10 protein-coding genes, 1 pseudogene and 1 riboswitch are annotated in these 20,597 nt (G+C 32.7%); of the genes and pseudogenes, 4 read left to right on the plus strand and 7 right to left on the minus strand.

What is annotated here, in order from left to right; genetic code table 11:
* Position 1: 1 nt before the first annotated feature.
* The gene (locus B0A65_RS18130) at positions 2-3,019 is read right to left on the minus strand and encodes a SusC/RagA family TonB-linked outer membrane protein (protein ID WP_074663849.1); all 3,018 of its coding nucleotides are present in this window, start codon (positions 3,017-3,019) and stop codon (positions 2-4) included.
* Between the two features lie 390 nt (positions 3,020-3,409).
* On the opposite strand from B0A65_RS18130, the gene B0A65_RS18135 reads away from it, so the two are divergent.
* The 3 genes from B0A65_RS18135 (at position 3,410) to B0A65_RS18145 (ending at position 12,007) form a co-directional block, all read left to right on the plus strand.
* Positions 3,410-7,360 carry a hybrid sensor histidine kinase/response regulator transcription factor gene (locus B0A65_RS18135; protein ID WP_074663853.1) on the plus strand — a complete coding sequence of 1,317 codons (3,951 nt, stop codon included), beginning with the start codon at positions 3,410-3,412 and terminating at the stop codon, positions 7,358-7,360.
* A gap of 1,341 nt (positions 7,361-8,701) precedes the next feature.
* Positions 8,702-9,895 carry an SIR2 family protein gene (locus B0A65_RS18140; protein ID WP_074663856.1) on the plus strand — a complete coding sequence of 398 codons (1,194 nt, stop codon included), beginning with the start codon at positions 8,702-8,704 and terminating at the stop codon, positions 9,893-9,895.
* Positions 9,896-9,901: 6 nt separating this feature from the next.
* Positions 9,902-12,007, plus strand: coding sequence for an ATP-binding protein (locus B0A65_RS18145; protein ID WP_074663859.1), 2,106 nt, complete (start codon positions 9,902-9,904; stop codon positions 12,005-12,007).
* A gap of 190 nt (positions 12,008-12,197) precedes the next feature.
* Here B0A65_RS18145 and B0A65_RS23625 read toward each other — a convergent pair whose 3' ends face one another.
* The 4 genes and pseudogenes from B0A65_RS23625 to B0A65_RS18160 form a co-directional block, all read right to left on the minus strand.
* Positions 12,198-12,320, minus strand: a complete 123-nt coding sequence (locus tag B0A65_RS23625; RefSeq protein WP_262490036.1) for a hypothetical protein — start codon at positions 12,318-12,320, stop codon at positions 12,198-12,200.
* Between the two features lie 146 nt (positions 12,321-12,466).
* A pseudogene (locus tag B0A65_RS18150) lies at positions 12,467-13,948 on the minus strand (aminotransferase class V-fold PLP-dependent enzyme).
* Between the two features lie 77 nt (positions 13,949-14,025).
* Positions 14,026-15,015: a TlpA disulfide reductase family protein gene (locus tag B0A65_RS18155; protein WP_074663862.1), complete on the minus strand. Its 990-nt coding sequence runs from the start codon at positions 15,013-15,015 to the stop codon at positions 14,026-14,028.
* 279 nt (positions 15,016-15,294) lie between these two features.
* Positions 15,295-15,394, minus strand: a riboswitch (SAM riboswitch).
* A 583-nt stretch (positions 15,395-15,977) separates the two neighbouring features.
* Positions 15,978-16,766, minus strand: coding sequence for a CPBP family intramembrane glutamic endopeptidase (locus B0A65_RS18160; RefSeq protein ID WP_074663864.1), 789 nt, complete (start codon positions 16,764-16,766; stop codon positions 15,978-15,980).
* A gap of 74 nt (positions 16,767-16,840) precedes the next feature.
* On the opposite strand from B0A65_RS18160, the gene B0A65_RS18165 reads away from it, so the two are divergent.
* Complete coding sequence (locus B0A65_RS18165) at positions 16,841-17,296, plus strand: helix-turn-helix domain-containing protein (RefSeq protein WP_207556453.1); 456 nt, start codon at positions 16,841-16,843, stop codon at positions 17,294-17,296.
* 416 nt (positions 17,297-17,712) lie between these two features.
* Here B0A65_RS18165 and B0A65_RS23325 read toward each other — a convergent pair whose 3' ends face one another.
* Complete coding sequence (locus tag B0A65_RS23325; RefSeq protein ID WP_207556454.1) at positions 17,713-17,856, minus strand: hypothetical protein; 144 nt, start codon at positions 17,854-17,856, stop codon at positions 17,713-17,715.
* 618 nt (positions 17,857-18,474) lie between these two features.
* Complete coding sequence (locus tag B0A65_RS18170; RefSeq protein ID WP_207556455.1) at positions 18,475-20,568, minus strand: RagB/SusD family nutrient uptake outer membrane protein; 2,094 nt, start codon at positions 20,566-20,568, stop codon at positions 18,475-18,477.
* Positions 20,569-20,597: the final 29 nt, after the last annotated feature.

The following is a 20,597-nucleotide window of genomic DNA, read 5'->3' on the forward strand; positions in this document are numbered from 1 at the left end:
ATTAAAAGCTAAATTCAACACCAAGAGAATATGTTCTAAGATTCGGGAAAGATCCGTTATCAACACCTCTTTCAAAAATTCTATTATCGCCTGTATTACTGAACTCAGGATCTAAGCCTTTGTATTTTGTAATGGTAATAATATTTTGTGCCGATAAGGTTAATCTTGCTCTTGCTATTCCAGATTTATTCAAAACACTTTCTGGCAAATTATAACCAAACCCAATGTATTTAAGTCTGATAAAATCACCACTTTCTAAGAAACGGTCACTATCTCCTCTTGAATTAAGAGTTGAACCTTTTGTAATTCTAGGAAAATCAGTATTTGGGTTTTCAGGTGTCCAGGGCTGTACGCCCGCTCTGTAATTACTATTGTCGTCAAAACGGTCTACAACACTTCTATATCCGTCGTAAACAGTAGCGCCGTGAGAAGCAATCCAGTTCATCGAAAAATCAAAACCTTTGTAGTCTGCTCCGGCATTAAGACCCATTTCGAATTCAGGCCATGGACTTCCAACAACAGCTTTGTCGTCACTGGTAATTTGTCCGTCACCGTTAACATCTTTAAAACGAATATCTCCAGGTACTGCACTTGGCATAATTACTTTTCCATCAGCATTTTTATAGTTGTTAATTTCATCCTGATTTTGGAATAATCCATCAGTCTGCAGTACATACCACATTCCTACGGGTTGTCCGTCGCGGGTCATTGTGTTTCCAATAATGCTTTCATTTTGTCCGTTACCTAAAGAAACCAGCTTGTTGTTTACTTTTGTAAAGTTTACAGAAGCGTTGAAAGAGAAATCGTTGATTTTTTTACTATAAGCCAATTCTAATTCAAAACCTTTGTTTTCAACAGTTGCTGCATTTGAAATCGGGTTTCCACCGTCGTTTCCTGTAGTCAATAAAATTGGAAAACCAAACAATACATCTTCTGTACGGGCAATAAAATAATCTGCTGTAAGACGTAGATCATTATTTAAAACACCAAGATCTAATCCAATATTGGTTTGTTTTAATTTTTCCCAACGTAACTGAGAATTGGATAATTTAACTTGGGTTGCAGACGGATATGTACCTTGTCCATTTCCTAAAACAATTTGTCCAAAATTATTGATGAAACTTTTAGATTCATACTCTCCAATATTTCCAGAACCTAATTCTCCGTAACTCGCTCTTAATTTTAAATCTTTAATGAAGTCTGATTTAAAAAACGATTCGTTGCTAATTCTCCATCCTGCAGAAAGTGAAGGGAAATTTCCCCATTTATTACCATCACTGAATCTTGAAGATCCATCACGTCTGATCACGGCATTGAATAGGTAACGATTATCATAATTGTACTCTAATCTTCCTAAATAAGATGCCAGAGAAGCCTCGTTGATAAAACCACCAACTACCGGTGTATCTCCCTGATTTAAAACCTGATAATATTGTCCTGTTCCTGAGTTGATTGGGATATTTCTCTTTTGTCCGTAAATTTGCTCGTATCTGTCTTTTTGAAAAGTTTGACCCACTAAAACAGTTACATCATGTTTTCCAAATTGTTTCTTGAAATTCAATGTATTTTCAAATAACATCGTTTCTGATCTTGCTTTATTTTGATCAATGATAGATGGATCTGCTGGCTGATTTAATGTCCAGTTCCCTACTTTTCTCAAAAATTTATACGAATCAAAACTAGTTTCATATCCAAAATTGAAACGGTACTTTAACCAAGAGGCTAATTTTAATTCGGACCACACATTTCCTCTGATTCTAAAATTTTCATTTACAGCATTCGCAAAATCAGCAATAGCTAACGGATTTGTACCAAAAGTATCTGCAACACCTTGTTTTCCATAACCATAACCTCCTGGATTTGCAGGATCGTAAAGCGGAATCGTAGGAGTCATTCTGTACACATCAATAATTGGATTTCCAGATATTTCATCTGTTTTTGAATTACTGATGGCCAAATTTTCTCCAATACTGAAAATTCCTTTTGAACCGCTTGAATTTACTCTGAATGAAATTCTGTCAAAATCAGTTCCAACAACAGTTCCTTCATTTCCAAAATAATTTCCCGACATAAAAAAGGTTGAATTATCGCCACCGCCAGAAGCACTCACATTATAATCCTGAATCATTCCGGTTTTAAAAACTGCATCCTGCCAGTCTGTATTTACTGCCATATTAAGATTTTGTCTCGGATATCCAGCATTATCATAGGCCTGATTATTTAATTTTGCAAATTCTTCAGTTCCCATTAAATTATATCTAGGCATAGTTGTAAGACTGGATTTGGCAGAAGCTTCAATCTTAAGCGGTCCTTTTTTACCTTTTTTGGTTGTAATGATAATTACACCATTTGCCGCTCGGGAACCGTAGATTGCTGCGGCAGATGCATCTTTTAAAACCTGAATACTTTCGATATCGTTCGGGTTAAAATCTCTGTTTGCAGAAGTAATCAATCCGTCAATTACATATAAGGGATTTGTATTTTGAAGATTTTTAAGACCACGAATTTCAATATTCGCTTCTTGACCCGGACGTCCGCCGCCACGAACTTTAACACCAGTTACCAAGCCTTGTAATCCGTCAGCAACAGTTGTAACCTGTCTTTTCGAAATTTCGTCTGCTTTCACCAGAGAAACTGCTCCTGTAAGATCTTTTTTCTGTTGCGAGCCATAACCTACAACTACTATTTCGTCAAGCTTCATGGCATCTTCTGCTAAAGTTGCATTTACAGTAGTTTGATTGTTAATAGCAATTTCTATGGTTTTATATCCTTGCGAACTAAAAACCAAAGTTTGGTTTGATTTAGCTACAATAGAATATTTTCCGTCAAAATCGGTAGCAGCACCGTTTGTTGTATTTTTTATTAAAACATTAGCAAAAGGAATTGGATCTCCATTTGCTGAAGTAATTGTTCCTTTAACAGTAATTTGCTCTTGGGCATACGTTTGTTGTAATAATAAACTAAAGAAAAACAAGAGGTAATATCTCTGCTTTAAAATTTGAGTGAACTTTGTTTTCATTGATTTTTCATTTTAGATAGTTTTCATTTTGTGGTTGGTTTTACATTTAAATTTTAAAAATTCTAATCATCTCTGATTCGAGCAAAAAAATAATTAATATTGCTCATTAGTAATAATGTGTTCATTTAATTTGAAAATTGTGGTTGATGTAATTTTTCAAACCTAATTTTATTGATACTATATTTTTTTTGCCTAAAAATTATCAATAATGTTTATTTGAAAATCCAAAGTAGATGATTTTAATTCAAAACAAAATGCTTCATTTGTGTCAATATCTCTCTCAAATGATTCAAATTGTATAAATATTTGGAAATTTTCAATCTCTTGCAACATTTTGTGGAAGATTGACACGATTTGAGGAATCCTATTTTTAGTCTAAAAAATATAACAATGCGTAAATTCTTTCTTTTTTTAGTTTTATTCTTTTTTTCGATAAATTTTATCCATTCACAGGAATATTATTTTAAGCATTTCCAGGTAGAAGACGGGCTTTCCAACAACACCGTAATTACTTCCATGCAAGATGAAGACGGCTTTATGTGGTTTGGTACTAAAGACGGCTTGAACCGATTTGACGGCTACCGATTTAAAACCTATCGCAGCCAATCTGATCCTCTTCATAGTTTGGGAAGCAATTATATTCAGTCTCTGCATGAATATAAAGGTGTTATTTGGGTTGGAACAGATAAGGGTTTGTATCATTATGATAAAAAAACGGATCGCTTTACCGTACTCAATGAGGCGATAAACGACAGAATAAACGACATCAATCATGATAAAAAGGGGAATATTTGGTTTATCTCTGGAAACATTCTGTACAAATATTCTACTTCTAAAAAAGAAACCAAAACTTTTAATCCCAATAAATATTTTATTACTACATCGATTACCAGAGATGAAAACGGAGAGATTTGGGCTTCTTCAATGAATAAAATCTATCATTATTCTGAAGAAAGTCTTTCGTTTGAAAATATTCCGTTAAGTCCTCCAGCCAATAAAGCCAGCTTTAGAATTACCGTTATTTATGCTTTAGACAAAAACAATATTTTACTGGGCACTCAGGATCATGGCGTGCTAGTCTATAATAATAAAGACAAAAGCACAACATCATTGCCGTTTGCTGATAAAGAACCCGTTTTTGTGCGCCAGTTTAAAAAGAAAGGAAATGAAGAACTCTGGATTGCTTGTGAATCTGGTGTTTACGTTTATAATCTTAAAACTAAGAAAAGCGTTAACCTCAAAAAAAACTACAATGATCCATATGCCCTTTCAGACAATGCGGCCTACTCTATTACGATTGATAAGGAAAACGGAATATGGATTGGAACTTATTTTGGAGGAATTAATTATCATCAGAAACAGTACACACAATTTAAAAAGTATTTTCCGCAGAAAAATCAGAATTCCATCAGCGGAAGCGCAGTCAGAGAAATCCATAAAGATGATTACGGCGATTTTTGGATTGGTACAGAAGATGCCGGTTTAAACCGATTTAATCCAAAGACACAAAAATTCACCTCTTATTTGCCCAACGGAAGCAAAAATGGCGTTTCCTATTATAATATTCATGCTTTGCTGCCTCGAAAAAACAAAATCTGGGTGGGAACTTTTGAACATGGTTTAGATGTTTTAGATCAAAAATCTGGTGCTGTAATTAAGCATTACAGCGCAAACGATCCGTCCACAGGATTGCGAAGTAATTTTATCTTTTCGTTTTCTGAAACAAAAAATAAAGATTTGATTGTCGTAACTACAATGGGATTGTACCGTTACAATGAACAAAATGACAATTTTGATACTTTAAAAATGTTTCCTGAAACTACGCATTATACCAATTTCAAAGAAGACTTTGATGGAAACTATTGGGCGGGAAGTTATAGAGACGGTTTGTTTTTCTATAATCCGAAAACACACAAAAGAGAGGTTTTTATATACGATTATAAAAACAGTAAAGGCATTAGCAATAATTCCATCAATTCAATTTTTGAAGACAGTCACAAAAATTTATGGTTTGCAACCGAAAATGGTTTGAATCTTTTTGATAAAAAAACGAGAACATTTACCAAGTTCACTACCAAAAACGGATTTCCGAGCAATGTGATTTATTCTATTTTAGAAGATGAAAATAAAAATTTATGGTTGACTACTTCAAAAGGTTTGGTAAAATTTAGTCCCAATCACAAAAACATTAAAATATATACCACTGCTAATGGTTTATTGAGCGATCAGTTTAATTATAGTTCGGCTTTTAGAGATACAAGTGGCGATATGTATTTTGGAAATCTAAACGGAATGATCAGTTTCAATCCGAAGAATTTCACCAAAAACAAGTATACGCCTTCAATGTTCATCACAAATCTTCAAATCAATAATAAAGATATTGACGCCAATGAAAATGATTCGCCTATAAAACAATCCATTTCGCATCTTGACGAACTCGAACTCAATAACGATCAATCTTCATTTAATCTTGAATTTGCCTCTTTAAATTACACGGCACCGGAGCTTACAGAATATTGGTATAAGCTTGAAAACGTTAACAATGACTGGGTGTATCTGGAAAGAAACAATAAAGTTTTCTTTACAGAATTGGCTCCTGGAGATTATGTATTTAAAGTAAAATCATTGAACAGTTTTGGTGTCTGGAGCAAAGAAGTGAAACTAAAAATCGTAATTCTGCCTCCTTTCTGGGCGAGTTCTTATGCTTATTTTTTCTATTTTCTGTTGATTTGTGGTTCGTTTTATTATATCATTCGTTATTCTCAAAATTTGACACAGATTAAAAATAATAGAAAAATAAAGCATCTGAATGATGAAAAAGAAAAGGAAATCTATCAGGCTAAAATTGACTTTTTTACGAACGTTGCCCACGAAATCAGAACGCCCTTAACGCTTATAAAAGGGCCTCTGGAGAAACTTTTGGTGATGGAACATCAATCACCTGAAGTGCCTCAGAATCTTTCCATAATGAAGAAAAACACTTCCCGATTATTGAAATTGGTAAACGAATTATTAGACTTTAGAAAGTCGGAAATTGGCGGATTGAAACTCACTTTCGTGGAAGCCAATATTTCTTCTCAGGTTCGTAATTTACATTTGAGATTCAGTCCCTTAATTGAAGAAAAGGGAATTGAATTTGAATTAGAACTGGGTGAAAAAGACATTTTTGCTTTTGTAGACAAGGAAGCTTTCAAAAAAATCCTGAGCAATTTAATTAGCAACGCCATTAAATATTCTAAAGACAAGGTTTCTATATCTTTATTCAGGGATGACAAAAAACTGACTTTGGTAGTTAAAAACGACGGAAATTTGATTCCGTTTCAACTAAAAGACAAGATTTTCGAACCGTTTTTCAGAGTGGATAATATGGATTCGACTTCCGGAACCGGAATTGGACTTTCGCTGGCGCATTCGCTAACACAATTGCACAACGGAAATTTACAATTGATTCCGGATTCAGAACTCAATGTTTTTGAACTGATTGTACCATTGCATCAAAAAGAAGAATTTATGTTGTATACCGATTCTGAAAAAGAAGAAGTTCAGACTAAAATTGAAAAAATTGAAACCGAAAGCAAAAATGAAAAAGCACAAATTTTAGTGGTGGAAGACAACGAAGATTTATTAAATTTTATTACTTCTGAATTAACTTCAACCTATACGATTTTAAAAGCTGATAACGGAGAAAACGCACTAAAAATTATTCATAACGAAAATATTCAGCTTGTTATAAGCGATGTTTCCATGCCGGTTATGGACGGAATTGAAATGTGCAAAGAGATTAAAACGAATCTGGTAACCAGTCACATTCCGGTAATTTTATTGACGGCTAAAAACTCCCTTAAATCACAAATTGATGGTTTAGAAGTGGGTGCCGATGCCTATATCGCAAAACCATTTTCAATGGATTATTTAAAAGTTCAGGTCAATAATCTGATTGAAAACAGAAAACAGATCATGAACTATTATGCGAGTTCTCCGCTTTCACATATCAAAAGCATTGCGCACAATAAAACAGATGAAAAATTTCTAAAAAAACTGGATGATGAGATCCTGCAGAACATTACGGATCCTGATTTAAGCGTAGAATCTTTAGCAGAAATCATGAACATGAGCCGTTCAACTTTATACCGAAAAATCAAAGATATCTCGAATTTAAGTCCGAATGAACTGATCAATATTGTACGATTAAAAAGAGCTGCTGAATTACTTTTAAATGAAAACTACAAAATGTATGAAATCGCCGAAATGGTTGGTTATAAATCACAGACAAGTTTTGGAAGAAATTTTCAAAAGCATTTTTCAATGTCGCCTTCTGAATACATTGCAAAAAACAGATAATCATTTTGTGGAATTGTCTTCAATTTTGCCACAAAAACTTAAGACTATCATTTTTAATATGTAGAAGTAATTTATCTAGAAAAAACTACTTCATCTATAATATTTTTTTCCGTTTCAAAATTTTGGTGTAAATTTATTCCCATCTGCTGCCCAGATCAAAAGAGGCTATCGTTCTTGTGTTTGTGGAGTTGATACTATTTACTATCAAATAAATGGAGATAAACCTGTAGAGATTATTATCATTATTGGAAGGCAAGACTTTTAAAACCGTTCAATTTTAGAAGAGGTTTCTTTTTTTTTAACAAAAAGCTAAAGCAGTCTGTCTTAATATTTTTAAACCAAATACAAATCCTTAAGTAAGTTGAATCACACTATCGGCAAAAAATAGGTACTCATTTTGCTAAATTTTATCATATATTGCCGATAGCGGAACTTTTTAAAACATTAAATATTAGTCACAATAATTAAAAATCAGTTCTAAATCATTTCGAGATAGCAAACTAAAACAAGACAAATGAATCAATTTTATAAATAAAACACCTTATATTTACAACAAAAAGAAGGTTAGCAATCAAAAACAAGTCAACTGACTGAAAATCAAAATATTACACACGTAAAATTAACAGTTTCATTTTCGTGGCAAAATCGTGGCAACACATGTTTAAGAAAAGTAAAAATGCAGTAAATAAGAGGGTTCCGGGCTTAGGGTTCGAATCCTGCTCTCCCCACGGAAAGGCCTAAAAGGAGGAAAACTTAAAGTTTTCAATCTTTTCAAAAAGCCACAAAAAATGTCTGAAGACCTGCAAATTCAACGATTTGCAGGTTTTTTTTATTTTAGGCCTGTTTTCAATATTTATAAATCCTCACAAAATTAAAGGTGCAGAATCGGTGCACTTTCCGGCTGGAGTGAATACCTTTTTTGCCACAAAAAGCTAAGGCGTTTTTTTAGAAATATTTCTGCAAGCTTTCAAAAACAAAATTAGATTTAAAATATTTTGCTAATTACACCTTCAGAAATTAAATTTCCAGCTATGACCAAAGTAAAAGGAATTCGAGATACAGGTAAGATATATCGTAAAGAAGTACAATGGTAAATCGATTTTGATTTATTTTACTCAAGATTTAATACTTAAAATTTTATAGTAAAGTCCCAATAATTAATAAGGTTCGAATCCCGTTCCCGCTACTAAGACAAAAAGCTTCAGAGAAATCTGGAGCTTTTTTTTGTTTTAACTATCTTTGGCAAGATTCGTTGCGTTCACGAGTGGGACGCTCGCGCCAGCAGGGGAATCCCTAGCCGAAATATTTTCTAGAGAGAATTAAAACTAAACTAACCAAAAAATGATCGCAAACAATATTGAAAATATCAAATTAAGAATTAAAAAATATCTTGAGCTGGAGAATGTAAGTATTTTATTTGGTGCTGGTTCAAGTTTTCATTTAGGTGCACCAGTTATTAGAACTATTCCTCAAGAATTAAAAAGCGCATGTCTAACAGAAATAGCTAATTATTTTGGGGAGGGTGCTGATCCTTCATTTGAAGATTTATTTAATTGTTTACAAGCAGATCGCTATTTACATGAAATGAGAGGTCAGGATATTACAGCTATTAACGCATCAATGGTAAAAATGCAAAAATGGTTATTTGAGCAATGTGATACCAATAAAACTACCATTAATAGTAATTATAAATCAGACTCTAAATTACTTAATAATAGATATCATTATCACGAAGTTTTAGTTAAAAAGTTATTACAAAGACCAGTACATTTAAAAAGAGTCAATCTTTTTACTACTAATTATGATATGGCATTTGATTATGCTTTAGATAATTTAGGGGTGCATTATGTAAATGGCTTTATGGGGGTACATAATAGATGCTTTCGTCCAGAAGTATACGATTACGACTTGTACTATCCCGGTCAAAGTGTAATAGGAAAAGTACACAGAGCTGAAAAGGTTTTACGTTATTATAAAATGCATGGTTCATTATCATGGGTATCTTCTCCTCCATCTATTTCAAATACTTATGGTATTAAAGAAATTCCTTTGAATGGAAATTTTACCCCTGATGAAAACAATGAAATAATGATTTATCCATGTGTTAGTAAAAAATCATTTACGTTAGATTTACCTTACTCTGAATTGTTTAGACAGTTTTCTCATGCAATTAACCAACCACAGTCTGTATTGATTTGTGTTGGTTATTCATTTTATGATGAACATATAAATGATATCATTAAGCAGGCATTGTCAATTCCATCATTTACTTTAATCATAGCAAATTTTTCCCCTTCTATAGATCAAGATTCTGAAATTGAAAGATTAAGAGCTTTAGGTGATAAACGAATTATCATTTTAGATCAAGAAGATCCCAACCAGTCAACTTTTATAAGTTTTGTTGACAAAATAATGCCTGATTTGTACGAAGAAGAAGAACTTTCTTATGTAGCAGAAACATTACAAAAACTTTATCCATCAAATAGCGAAGAAGAAGTAAAATTTGATGAAGATAGCGAAACTAAACAAAACTAATTTCTAATGAGTAGCGATAATAGATTGATTGGAAGGGTTTTATCTGTAGATAATTTTAGGGTTTTTATAAAAATTGAAGATGATTTAAGAGGAACATATAAAAGTGGTGTTTTAGATATATATGAAGTAGCTAGAATTAATTCTTATCTAATAATTCCTGTGGGAGCAGATCGCGTGGTGGCTTTAATTACAAGGGTAACTATGAAAGAAGAAGTTGAATTCGGAAAAAATTCTACCTCTATTTCATTACCCACTTCTTCAAGATATATATCAGCTACTATGTTGGGGACTATTGCAAATAATGATAGTAATGAGAAATTTGTCCAAGGAGTCTATAATTTCCCAACATTAGATAACCCGGTATGGTATGTAACTGAAAAAGATTTGCTTCATATTTTTGATGATAAACTTGATGTAGCTCAAATAAAATGGGACAAAGATTTTTATTTACCAGTAGGAACCTCACCTGCATTTTCTAATTATAAAGTAAAAATTTCACCAGACCAGTTTTTTGTAAAACATGCAGCAATTTTAGGAAATACTGGTTCGGGTAAGTCGTGCACATTGACTTCAATTTTGAGGAATTTGTTCAGATACGATTATAAAGGAAGTAATCTTAATAATGCACATTTTGTAATTTTCGATACAAATGGTGAATATAAAGATGCATTTTTGCCAGAGCAAGAAGTTTTGACCACTTTAGATGATAAGACCCAAAAGGAATTAGAGTTAATAAACGCGAATTATTATGGTGGCGAAGATAAAGTTCAAGTTCCCTATTGGCTAATGAATTGGTCTGACTTTAGAGCATTACTAAATCCGAGTGATGCCACACAAGCTCCTTTATTAAATAGTGCAATTGGTTTAGCAAAAAATAATGAGGAGAGTTTAAATATTTCAATTTTACCAATTTATTTAAAAGCCGATGTGGAAAGCATTTTATCTTGTTCAACTGAAGAACTTAAAAAAAGGACATGGGATGCGGGAGGAAATTGGAGATGGAAAGCTAATAATGAAATTTTGAATATTGCAGAAGCTATACGCCCATTTGATGATGAATTGGCTACTTTGCTTTCTCATTTGGGAGGAGAAGTAAATTTTAATAATGCGGGATTACAGACTCCAATTAGAGAATCTATTTATAATCGGTTAAATAAATTACTTACACTAGCAGTCGACATTCAAATTACAAGTTCACATAATATCGATCTACCTATCTATTTTAATTACCAACAACTTTGTAATAAATTTTTAGATGCTGCAATTAAAAATGAAGGCTCAGGAAATACAAGATTGAATGAATTTATTTCAACTTTGCGATTAAGGATGAATAGCTTTTTAAATGATAAAAGAATGGCTATTCCTTTGATGCTAAAAAATACAGAAGAAATAAATAAAAATGTATTGCCTCAGTTTTTAGCTTTCCTTTTAGGGGATTATAATAAGGTCTTTTCATCTGAAACTGAAAACCATTTTGTGAAAAAATATAATGATTCGACAGGTTTTTTTGATTTGAAAAGAACACATCAAATAAATATCATAGATGTTTCTCAATTGCCTTTTGAAGTTTTAGAAACTATAACAGCACTATTAGGCCGAATTATTCTAGAATTTGTTTCCTATTTTGTTCCAAGTGATAGGGGTAAATTTCCGATAGTAATCATATTAGAAGAAGCTCAAAACTATATTGCTGAAAACAAATATTCTGTTGCAAAAACAATATTTGAAAGAATCGCACGTGAAGGTAGAAAGTATGGTATTTCATTAATCGTAAGTAGTCAAAGACCTTCAGAATTATCAAAAACAGTTTTATCACAATGTAATTCATTTATCATTCATCGCTTACAAAATCCAGAAGATCAAAAATATATAAGAGGACTCGTTTCTAGTGCTAATGCAGATATTTTAGAACAACTACCCGTTATTCCACAACAACATGCAATTATCACAGGTGATTGTGTTCGAGCTCCAATTCAAGTTAGAATTGATGATGTTCATCCAACACCCAACAGTCATAATCCAAAATATATTGAAAGTTGGTTGGCTTCGAGTACAATACCATATGAGGCAACAGTTAATAAATGGATAGGAAATTCACAATCAGCGGAATAATATTTTTTTTAAAATAAAAATAATAAATCTACTTAACAGCGCAGAAATGTATCTGAAATTGAACTGATCTACAAAACAAAAGTAAAAAACTCCGAAAGACTACAAATCTAATCTTCAAAAAATGCATACAAACTAGCTCTTTCATCTGGGACATTAGAATAGAAATTCTAGGACAGTTTAACCCCCGAATTTAATACGGAATGATATTTATTTTCTTTAAATCATCCACAAAATGGTTCGGAAATTGTCCCGTTAGGGCTACTAAAACAAAAGCTTCAGAGAAATCTGAAGTTTTTTTGTTTTTTAATTTCATTGAAAGTCTAATTTGTTACGTTCACGAACTTGATACTCGCGTTAGCGGGAAATTTAGTAAAATGGGGAATTACACATAGACAAAAAATTATTGAATCTCTTAAATAATAAATTCATAACCTTTCAGGTTTAACCCTATTTAAACATTTAATCCAACTTAAACCATTCATTTACTTCTTCGGCTATAGTTTCTTTAATTTCAGCATTTTCAAATTCATTTGTTATTGAATTATATTCGTAATCTTTCTGCCATTTTTTATAATGTAAAGACACTTGTTCAATTGCATCGCAAACAAAATTCAGTTCATTATTAGTCATAATCGGATGCAGTGATAAACGTACCCAGCCCGGTTTATTTATTTGATTTTTCTCTAAAAGTTCGTTTGTAATTATTGCTGATTTCTTTTCGTTTATATTAAATAAATAATGCGCATAAGTACTTGCACATGACTAGCCGCCGCGAACCTGAATCCCGAAACGGTCATTTAAAAGCCTTACGATTAAATTATAGTGAATATCTTCAATTACAAAAGAAACACAGCCGATTCTTTCCGTTTTTAAATCTCCTAAAATTGACAAACCTTTTACTTTTTGAAGTCTTGAAAAACAAAGAGCAAGCAGTTCTTTTTCTCTGTTTTTGATGTTTGAAACTCCCATCTTGTCTTTTAATTCTAAAGCTAAAGCAGCTCTTATTACTTGTAGAAAGCCTGGTGTTCCGCCATCTTCTCTAACTTCTATGACCTCGCTATAACAATATCTGCCTAACGGATTTGTCCATCTTACATTTCCACCGCCCGGATTATCGGGAAAATCTGCTTTGTATAATTTTTCATTAAAAACCAAAACGCCGCAAGTTCCCGGGCCGCCTAAGAATTTGTGAGGAGAAAAGAAAATGGCATCTAATTGCTGTTCCGAATCTTTTGGGTGCATATCGATTTTGACATACGGTGCCGAAGCTGCAAAATCAACAAAACAAAGTCCGCCGTTTTGATGCATGATTTTGGCCAATTCATGATAAGGCGTAATAATTCCTGTAACATTTGAACAAGCTGTAAATGAGCCTATCTTTAAGCTTCTGTCAGCATATTTTTTAATTTCTTCGGAAAGAATATTGGGATCCACTAAATTATTTTCATCTGGTGGTAAAATCACAACATCAGCATTTGTTTCATACCACGAAACCTGATTGGAATGATGCTCCATATGTGTAATAAAAACAACTGGTGTATCGTTTTCATCATCTTTTCGTAAACGCATAATGCGATGTAATTTTGACAAAGCAGCCGTCATTCCGGTTCCGGTTGTTACTAAAACATCAGAATCATTTGCGTTTACTGACTTTTTAATTATATCTCTCGCATATTGATAAGCATAAGTTGAAGTCTTTCCTGTCTGACTAGAAAGTGAATGCGTATTGGCAATCATTGGTCCAATTTTATTGAGCATAATATCTTCAATTGGTGCGTATAATCTTCCGCTGGCAACCCAATCTGCATAAAGCAGGTTTTGCTTTCCATAAACCGATTTAAAGCGGTGATCTACTCCTACTGTATTTTCTCTAAATTTAGAGAAGTAACACTCCAATTCTATTGGTTTTGTTGTCTCAATAGCATTCATTTCCTTTATCATTTTAATAACTAAATTTATTGTTGTTTTAATTTTTCGAAGAATTAAAAAGTTTAGAGCAGCTGATTATTCTCATACTATTAATTTGCCTGCCCTAATAGCGATTTAAGTGTAGTTTGCAATTCTTCTCCGTGAAGATTTTTCGCTACGATTATTCCTTTTGAATCGACTAAATAATTCCCCGGAATGGCTCTTACTCCATATAATTTGGCAATGGCGCTGTTCCAGAAAAGTAAATCAGAAACATGTAACCAAGTCAAATTATCATCCTGAATTCCTTTAATCCAATTTTCTTTCTTTTTATCCAAAGAAACGCCTATGATGTTAAAACCTTTGTCGTGATACTCTTTATAAGCCGCAACGATATTTGGATTTTCTCTTCGGCAAGGTCCGCACCAAGAAGCCCAAAAATCAACTAGAGTATAACCTTTTAAATTTTCAGAAAGACGTACTGGTTTACCCTGCGGATCATTAGCTGTGAAATCAGGGGCTTTTTTACCAACCGCTAATCCGTCCAAAACAGTAACCAGCTCTTTTAGTTCTTTTACGTAAGTGGTGCTTTGCAGATTTTTATCGAGCAATGCAATGTTTTGAGTTATTTGTTCCGGCGTTAATCTATACGACCAGTTTCTGTACAATACATAAGCCGAAACTATAGATTTAGGGTTTTCAGTAATGAATTTACTGATTTCTACATCTTTTGATTTTTTATAGGCTTCGAATAAATTCTGAGATTCAGAGCCTTCAACTATAGAACTTGTATAATATTTCTTTGGACTTAATTTTACTGTAATTGACGTTTTTTCAAGGAAAATATACAATGGAGACTCTTCTGTGTTTACACTTAATCCGTATAATTCGGGTGTTTTAACTTTAGTTTTAAAACTAAAATTTCCATCTTTTACTTTTACCGAATCGATTGTCGTAAACATTTTATTGTGGAATTTTTGCAAATACACATATTGCGCAACTGTATCTGTAACAGTTCCTTTTAACTGTAAATTACTTTCTTGCGCCTGAGTTTGTGAAACTCCAAGAAATAAAGCAAAACCTAATAGTATTTTTTTCATTTTATTTTGATTTTAAGTTGATCATGTGATTTTTTATTTTAGTTTAATATTGGGCAAAAGAATTCCTTTAGGCCATTGAAAAAGGCTTTCGGTAGATGGTATTTAAAAAGAAATGAGAGAGAGAATTAATGCTTTCGCATTCGGAAACCTGCAAGACTATATTCTTCGAAGATTGAATTCAAAAGTTCGTTACTGTCGTGTAAAAAATGCAGTTTGGTTTTCATTTTAAAAAATAAATAATTTCAACAATGATGACCTTATTCAGATTTAAGCAAATCTTTCTTATCTGTCCGCTACAGCGGAAGGATTTAGCACCTTATTCGGTAACAGGTTGCTAAGACGTCAATGGGCCTACTCCCTCAGTCTTTCTGGATAAGTATCATTCAGAATTTTTCTGTGAAACAAATATATACATAAATTCTATAGAACTAATATAGTTTAAAGTTTTTTTTGGATTTTATATTTCAAAAATTTAAATTAAAAAAACAGGACAGCAGAATTTTTGGAGTTCATACCTTAAAGTGGACATAGAAAACAAAATCTTTGGCGTTAAAACAAGAAAACGCATAAACAAAAAAAATACTTTAAAATATTTTGCTAATTACATTTACAGAAATTAACTGTACAGTATTGAGTAGAATAAAATGTATTTGAGGTACAAGTAAGATACAATTTAAAGAATTACTATTAGAAACATAATCAAAACAATTTTATAACACAGGCCTAAAATTTTAGTATTTAAAAGTTTTGTGGCATAATCATGGCGCAATGTAATTTATAAAACTAAAATTCCAGCAAAACAAAGGTTTGACAAGCTTAGGTTCGAAACTTTTAGAAAAACATTAATTTCTTCATTGGGTTTAAAACATGGGTTCGGAATGATACTGCTCTATAAAAAATTAGTACTCTGTTTTTGTGCAAAATTGAGGAATACCGAAAACTATTCCCATTTATAACTAATACTATATATATTGGCTCTTATCCTTAAAAAGGATTCTAACAGCTACAATAATTATCAATGGTACAGCAATACCCAATATCAAAAGGCCAAAATACTGATAATAGTCCTTGATGTAGTCATTTTGGTCTGCTAAAAAAATAAATGAAGTTTTCATTTCATTTTGTGTAATCAAATAGGAATTTGAAAAATTGTTTCCCCAATGCAGGCCTATGGGCAGTAATATGCTTCCAGATCGATTAAGTGCATTGGAAAAGATGAGTATTGCAAAAAAATAATTTGATAATTGAAAAGGGAAATTCCACATATTACCCGAGATATCATGCATACTCATGAAAACAATAGATGTTAATAAGACTGCAAAGATACTCCCGCCAATTTGTTTAGCTTTATAAAACCCGTAACCCATGATGTAAAACTGCTGTACAATCACAGTAGGAAGCACAGTTACCAATGCAATCGATAAAGCTTTTATATTTGGAGAATAGTGTATTTGAAAGTTTCCACCTTTAATAATAACCTGAATGCAGAGGTTAAAAAAAACAAAACAAATTCCTAAAAGAAAACCCATCAGAATTTTATTCACCGGCTTATGGCTTTTATCTATTCCAAGATAATTGAGGGATAAACCTTCCGATTTGAACATCATCCAATTTGCAAGAATAACTAATATACATCCTAAAGGTAAAAATGAAAACAATTGGCTGTCTACTAAACCACTTAGAAAAAGTGACAAAGCGATTAAGCATGCAAAAATCAGGAGCTGTTTTAGTTTTGGTAATCTTGCTTTCATAATTATAGCTTTTTTTCTTCAAAACTATTAATTTTAACCTCGATTTATCAGTTACAATTAAAATGTCATCTCAAATGTCGTCAAATGCCGTTAAAGAATTTATAGATTTTGCAGCTTATAATAAGCAGGATATTGCTGGGATGGTAAAGCGTGAAAGATTAAAAAGAAAATTGACACAAAAGGAACTCGCTGAACTCTCAGGTATAACTATTCGTGCCGTTCAGCGAATAGAAAACGCAATCGTTATGCCGAGAAGATATACATTGAATGCTTTATTTGAACATATTGATGTCCCGTTAGAATTTATAAAAAAGAAAGCACTTTCTTCTGACGAAAAAGAAGCAGTTGTAAAACCTTCAAGAATTTCAAAATTGATCTTAACTTTTGGCATTCCTGTTTTACTTGTAATTGGCTGCTATGCCTATATCCTTCAATCACCTACATTTCCCGAAAATGCATTTGAAATGTGCGTATTGATTTTCTGTATGAGTTTTATTTATTTCATACTATTACTAAAAATTTGGAAATAAAAATTCATATGAAATACATTATGCTATTGCACCTAAAAAGAACTATAATTGAGGACTGACAGTCTAATATCATTACAATAATATAGAAGTTATTAGTATAATACGTTATCTTTACTAATAATTAATTTTTTTAGAGTGACCCTATAGGTGACCTTGTTCTTAAATAGTCTGTGAAAGCCCATCATTATTGGGATTAAAGTAAGGTTTGCGGAGCCTCTTTCTCCGCTGAAGGCTAAAAAAGAGACTTTTCAAAGTTTTCAAAAAAGGCCAAAAAGAGCGGTAAACCCTGCAAATCAAACGATTTGCAGGGTTTTTTCTTTTATACCGCTTTTCAATATTTATAAAATCGAACAAAAACTTTGTGGCGCATTCGTGGCGCATTTTCAAAGTTCAAAGTTGCGCCACAAAATTTCATCTTAAGTCCCGATATCAACTAAACCATCACTACTTGAAGTAACCTTTCCTTTAAGTACAGTCTGACAATCTGTGCGGGCTTCTCCAGCAAAAATATTAATACTCAAAAATAAAAACAACAATAGCATCTTGCCTTGCATTGTCATAAATATGTTATTAATTCTCATAAATATAATATTTAATGGTTAAGAAAATCATGTGATAAAACAGCAGGAAAATATTTAATTTTCTCTTTATTAATTGTTTTTGCGTTTGTCATATTTAAATTGGTTTTTTGGTTACTTAGTTAATTTATTCTGCACAGCATACAACAAATAGAAATGGTATATAATGAATAGCCTTTCCAATAATTGATTGTATTGATGAATACAAATGAAGGTTAATTTTTCAGCTCCACTAATAGAATATTTTACTATTTAAATGGACTATATTCTTATTTATGATTTAACATCAAAAAATTGTTGCTATTTTTATATATAATAAAAAAATACCCTTAATTATCCTATAAATCAGAAATTATGTTTTACGAAAGTATTCTGAATTCGGCACCAACATTCTGATAAAAACTGATGCTACCATTTCCAATTCTATAATTAATTTCAATTTTACAAATAAAAAAACTGGCTGCAGATTCTAATTTCCACAGCCAGTTAAAAACTAATTAATAAAACTCAGGTAACATTTTTTTAGTAAGTAAAAGTTTTTATATAATCTAATACCTTTTCAAATTCGTGTCATATTAGAAAATAAAAATTATATCAATATTAATAGCCAGGATTCTGCCATTGTGCTTTTTGTGAATCTGACAAATTTGAACCATCATCATTTAGCAATCCATCAATAAATGATTGTGGAATTGGACGGAGTTCATGTTTATGCGCTGTTATATTGGTTGCTTCGGCATTGAACGCTTTTGCACGTTTGATTAATGTTCCAGTACGAGAAAGTGTTTCCCAACGTTGCCATTCACCTAGTAATTCACGTGTATATTCATTAAGAATAAAATTTAACGCACGATCATATTCACTTGCTGCTCCAATTTTGCTAAGAATAGCCTCATCTTCACTAGGCAAACTCGCTGGAAAAGATGTTAATCTCAAATCTGATGCTGCCGTCGTAACAGGCACAGTTGGATTTGACAAATAATATGTGTTCATATCTAAATTTGAAGCCGTATAGTTTGTTGCTGCGGTTCCAGTATTTAATGCATTATTTTTAAACGCCTGAGAACCGTCACTGTAAAATGATCTATTTTCTCCGTTTTTCCATTGCGCTCTGGCTCTGACAACATTTATATCTTGCATTGCCAGACCGTATTTTTGTAATCGAACATAACATTCTGCTCGTACAAGATAAGTTTCAGCAAGACGTGCTATAATCACATCGCGATGTGCATCCGCTTTTTCAGCGGTTCTTGAACCATCATCTGTCTTATTAATTCCGGCAAAGAAATTACAAATAGGTTGATTTTTAAATGTTGGAGCAACATAGGTTCCCTTTTGATACAAAACTAAAGAATTAGGTACAAATTGCCCTTTGACAGCCGTTAGGGCACCAGCTGTTGCAGTTTGTCTTTTTCCTGTAGTCCATTCCGGTAAACGACCAGCCTGATCTTTCCATGTCGGATTTTGAATGGTAGCTCCAAATTTAGCATTATCATAAGTATTGTCATTCTGCGTATTTAGAATCATTACAATTGCAGGGTCTCCAATTTTGACACCTGCACTGGCAGTTACCACAGTGTTCGCGCCATAAACCGTTTTAAAAGTCTTCCACATTCTTGCATCATTAATGTGATCATAAACAGCATAAGAATATTCAGTTGGACGACAACGCTGGAAATCCATACCGCCAATCCATACTCCTCGCTTTACCCAACCTCCAGAAAAACTAGAAAATTGAGGTGTAAAATAGTTATATGTACGATTTCCGAAACGACCTACAGTTGTTGGATCACCATTATGTCCTGCTGCCATCAATATTTCATTAAGCTGTTCATTTGGACAGTCAATACCGGTCCAGTTTGCATACAGGTCGCTATAATTATTAGTTAATGCCCCGCGAGCTGTAATTGCGTAACTACAGGCATCGATAGCTTCTTGAAGATCTGTCTCTTTATATTTACTATTCCATGCATCGTTACGCTCTGAAACACGAAACAACAAAGCTTTAGCTAAAAAGTGCGCTGCTGTTGCCTTAGTCCAGGTAATTCCTTTTCCATAAGTGTATACTTCCCCTTCAAAAAGTTTATATGCGTTACGTAAGTCAGATATACTCTGCTCCCAAGCCTGTTCATCCGTAGCACGTGTAAAATTACGAACAACGCCAACGGCAGGTTTTGTTTGAAGAGGAACTCCTCCATATTGAGCAGTAAGTTTATAGTAATTAAAACCCCTCAAAAAATAAGCATGCGCCAAACAACGATTACGAATTTTAAGATCATCTATCTTATCCGCATTTGCTATTATCGTGTTACAAGATGCAATACCATAATACATTTCATCCCACAAATCTGATGGTAACGTAGCATTTGCATTAGCCGCTCCAGTTGCTATTGTTGCTCCGGCAGGTCCTAAACGATTATCATACGTATTCCACATTTCATTAGTAAGATCATTCGCATTGGTGAATTCGTCAGTACCATAAAGTGTAGTTCCATAAGACCACTCTGAACCAAAATGCCATCTAATATTCCCATATAGTGAAACTGTCAAAGCCTGGAGGCCTTCAGATGTTTCGAAATATTGAGTCGAATATTGAGTGGTCAACTCTTCATCAAGAAAGTCTTTCGAGCAAGACGAAAATGCTAAAGCCAAAATGGCAAATAGGCCGATTCCGATATTTTTTATTTTATTCATTTTTATATTTTTAAATTTTATTTCATTAA

Source organism: Flavobacterium frigidimaris, from assembly GCF_002217275.1.
GTDB lineage: Bacteria > Bacteroidota > Bacteroidia > Flavobacteriales > Flavobacteriaceae > Flavobacterium > Flavobacterium aquidurense.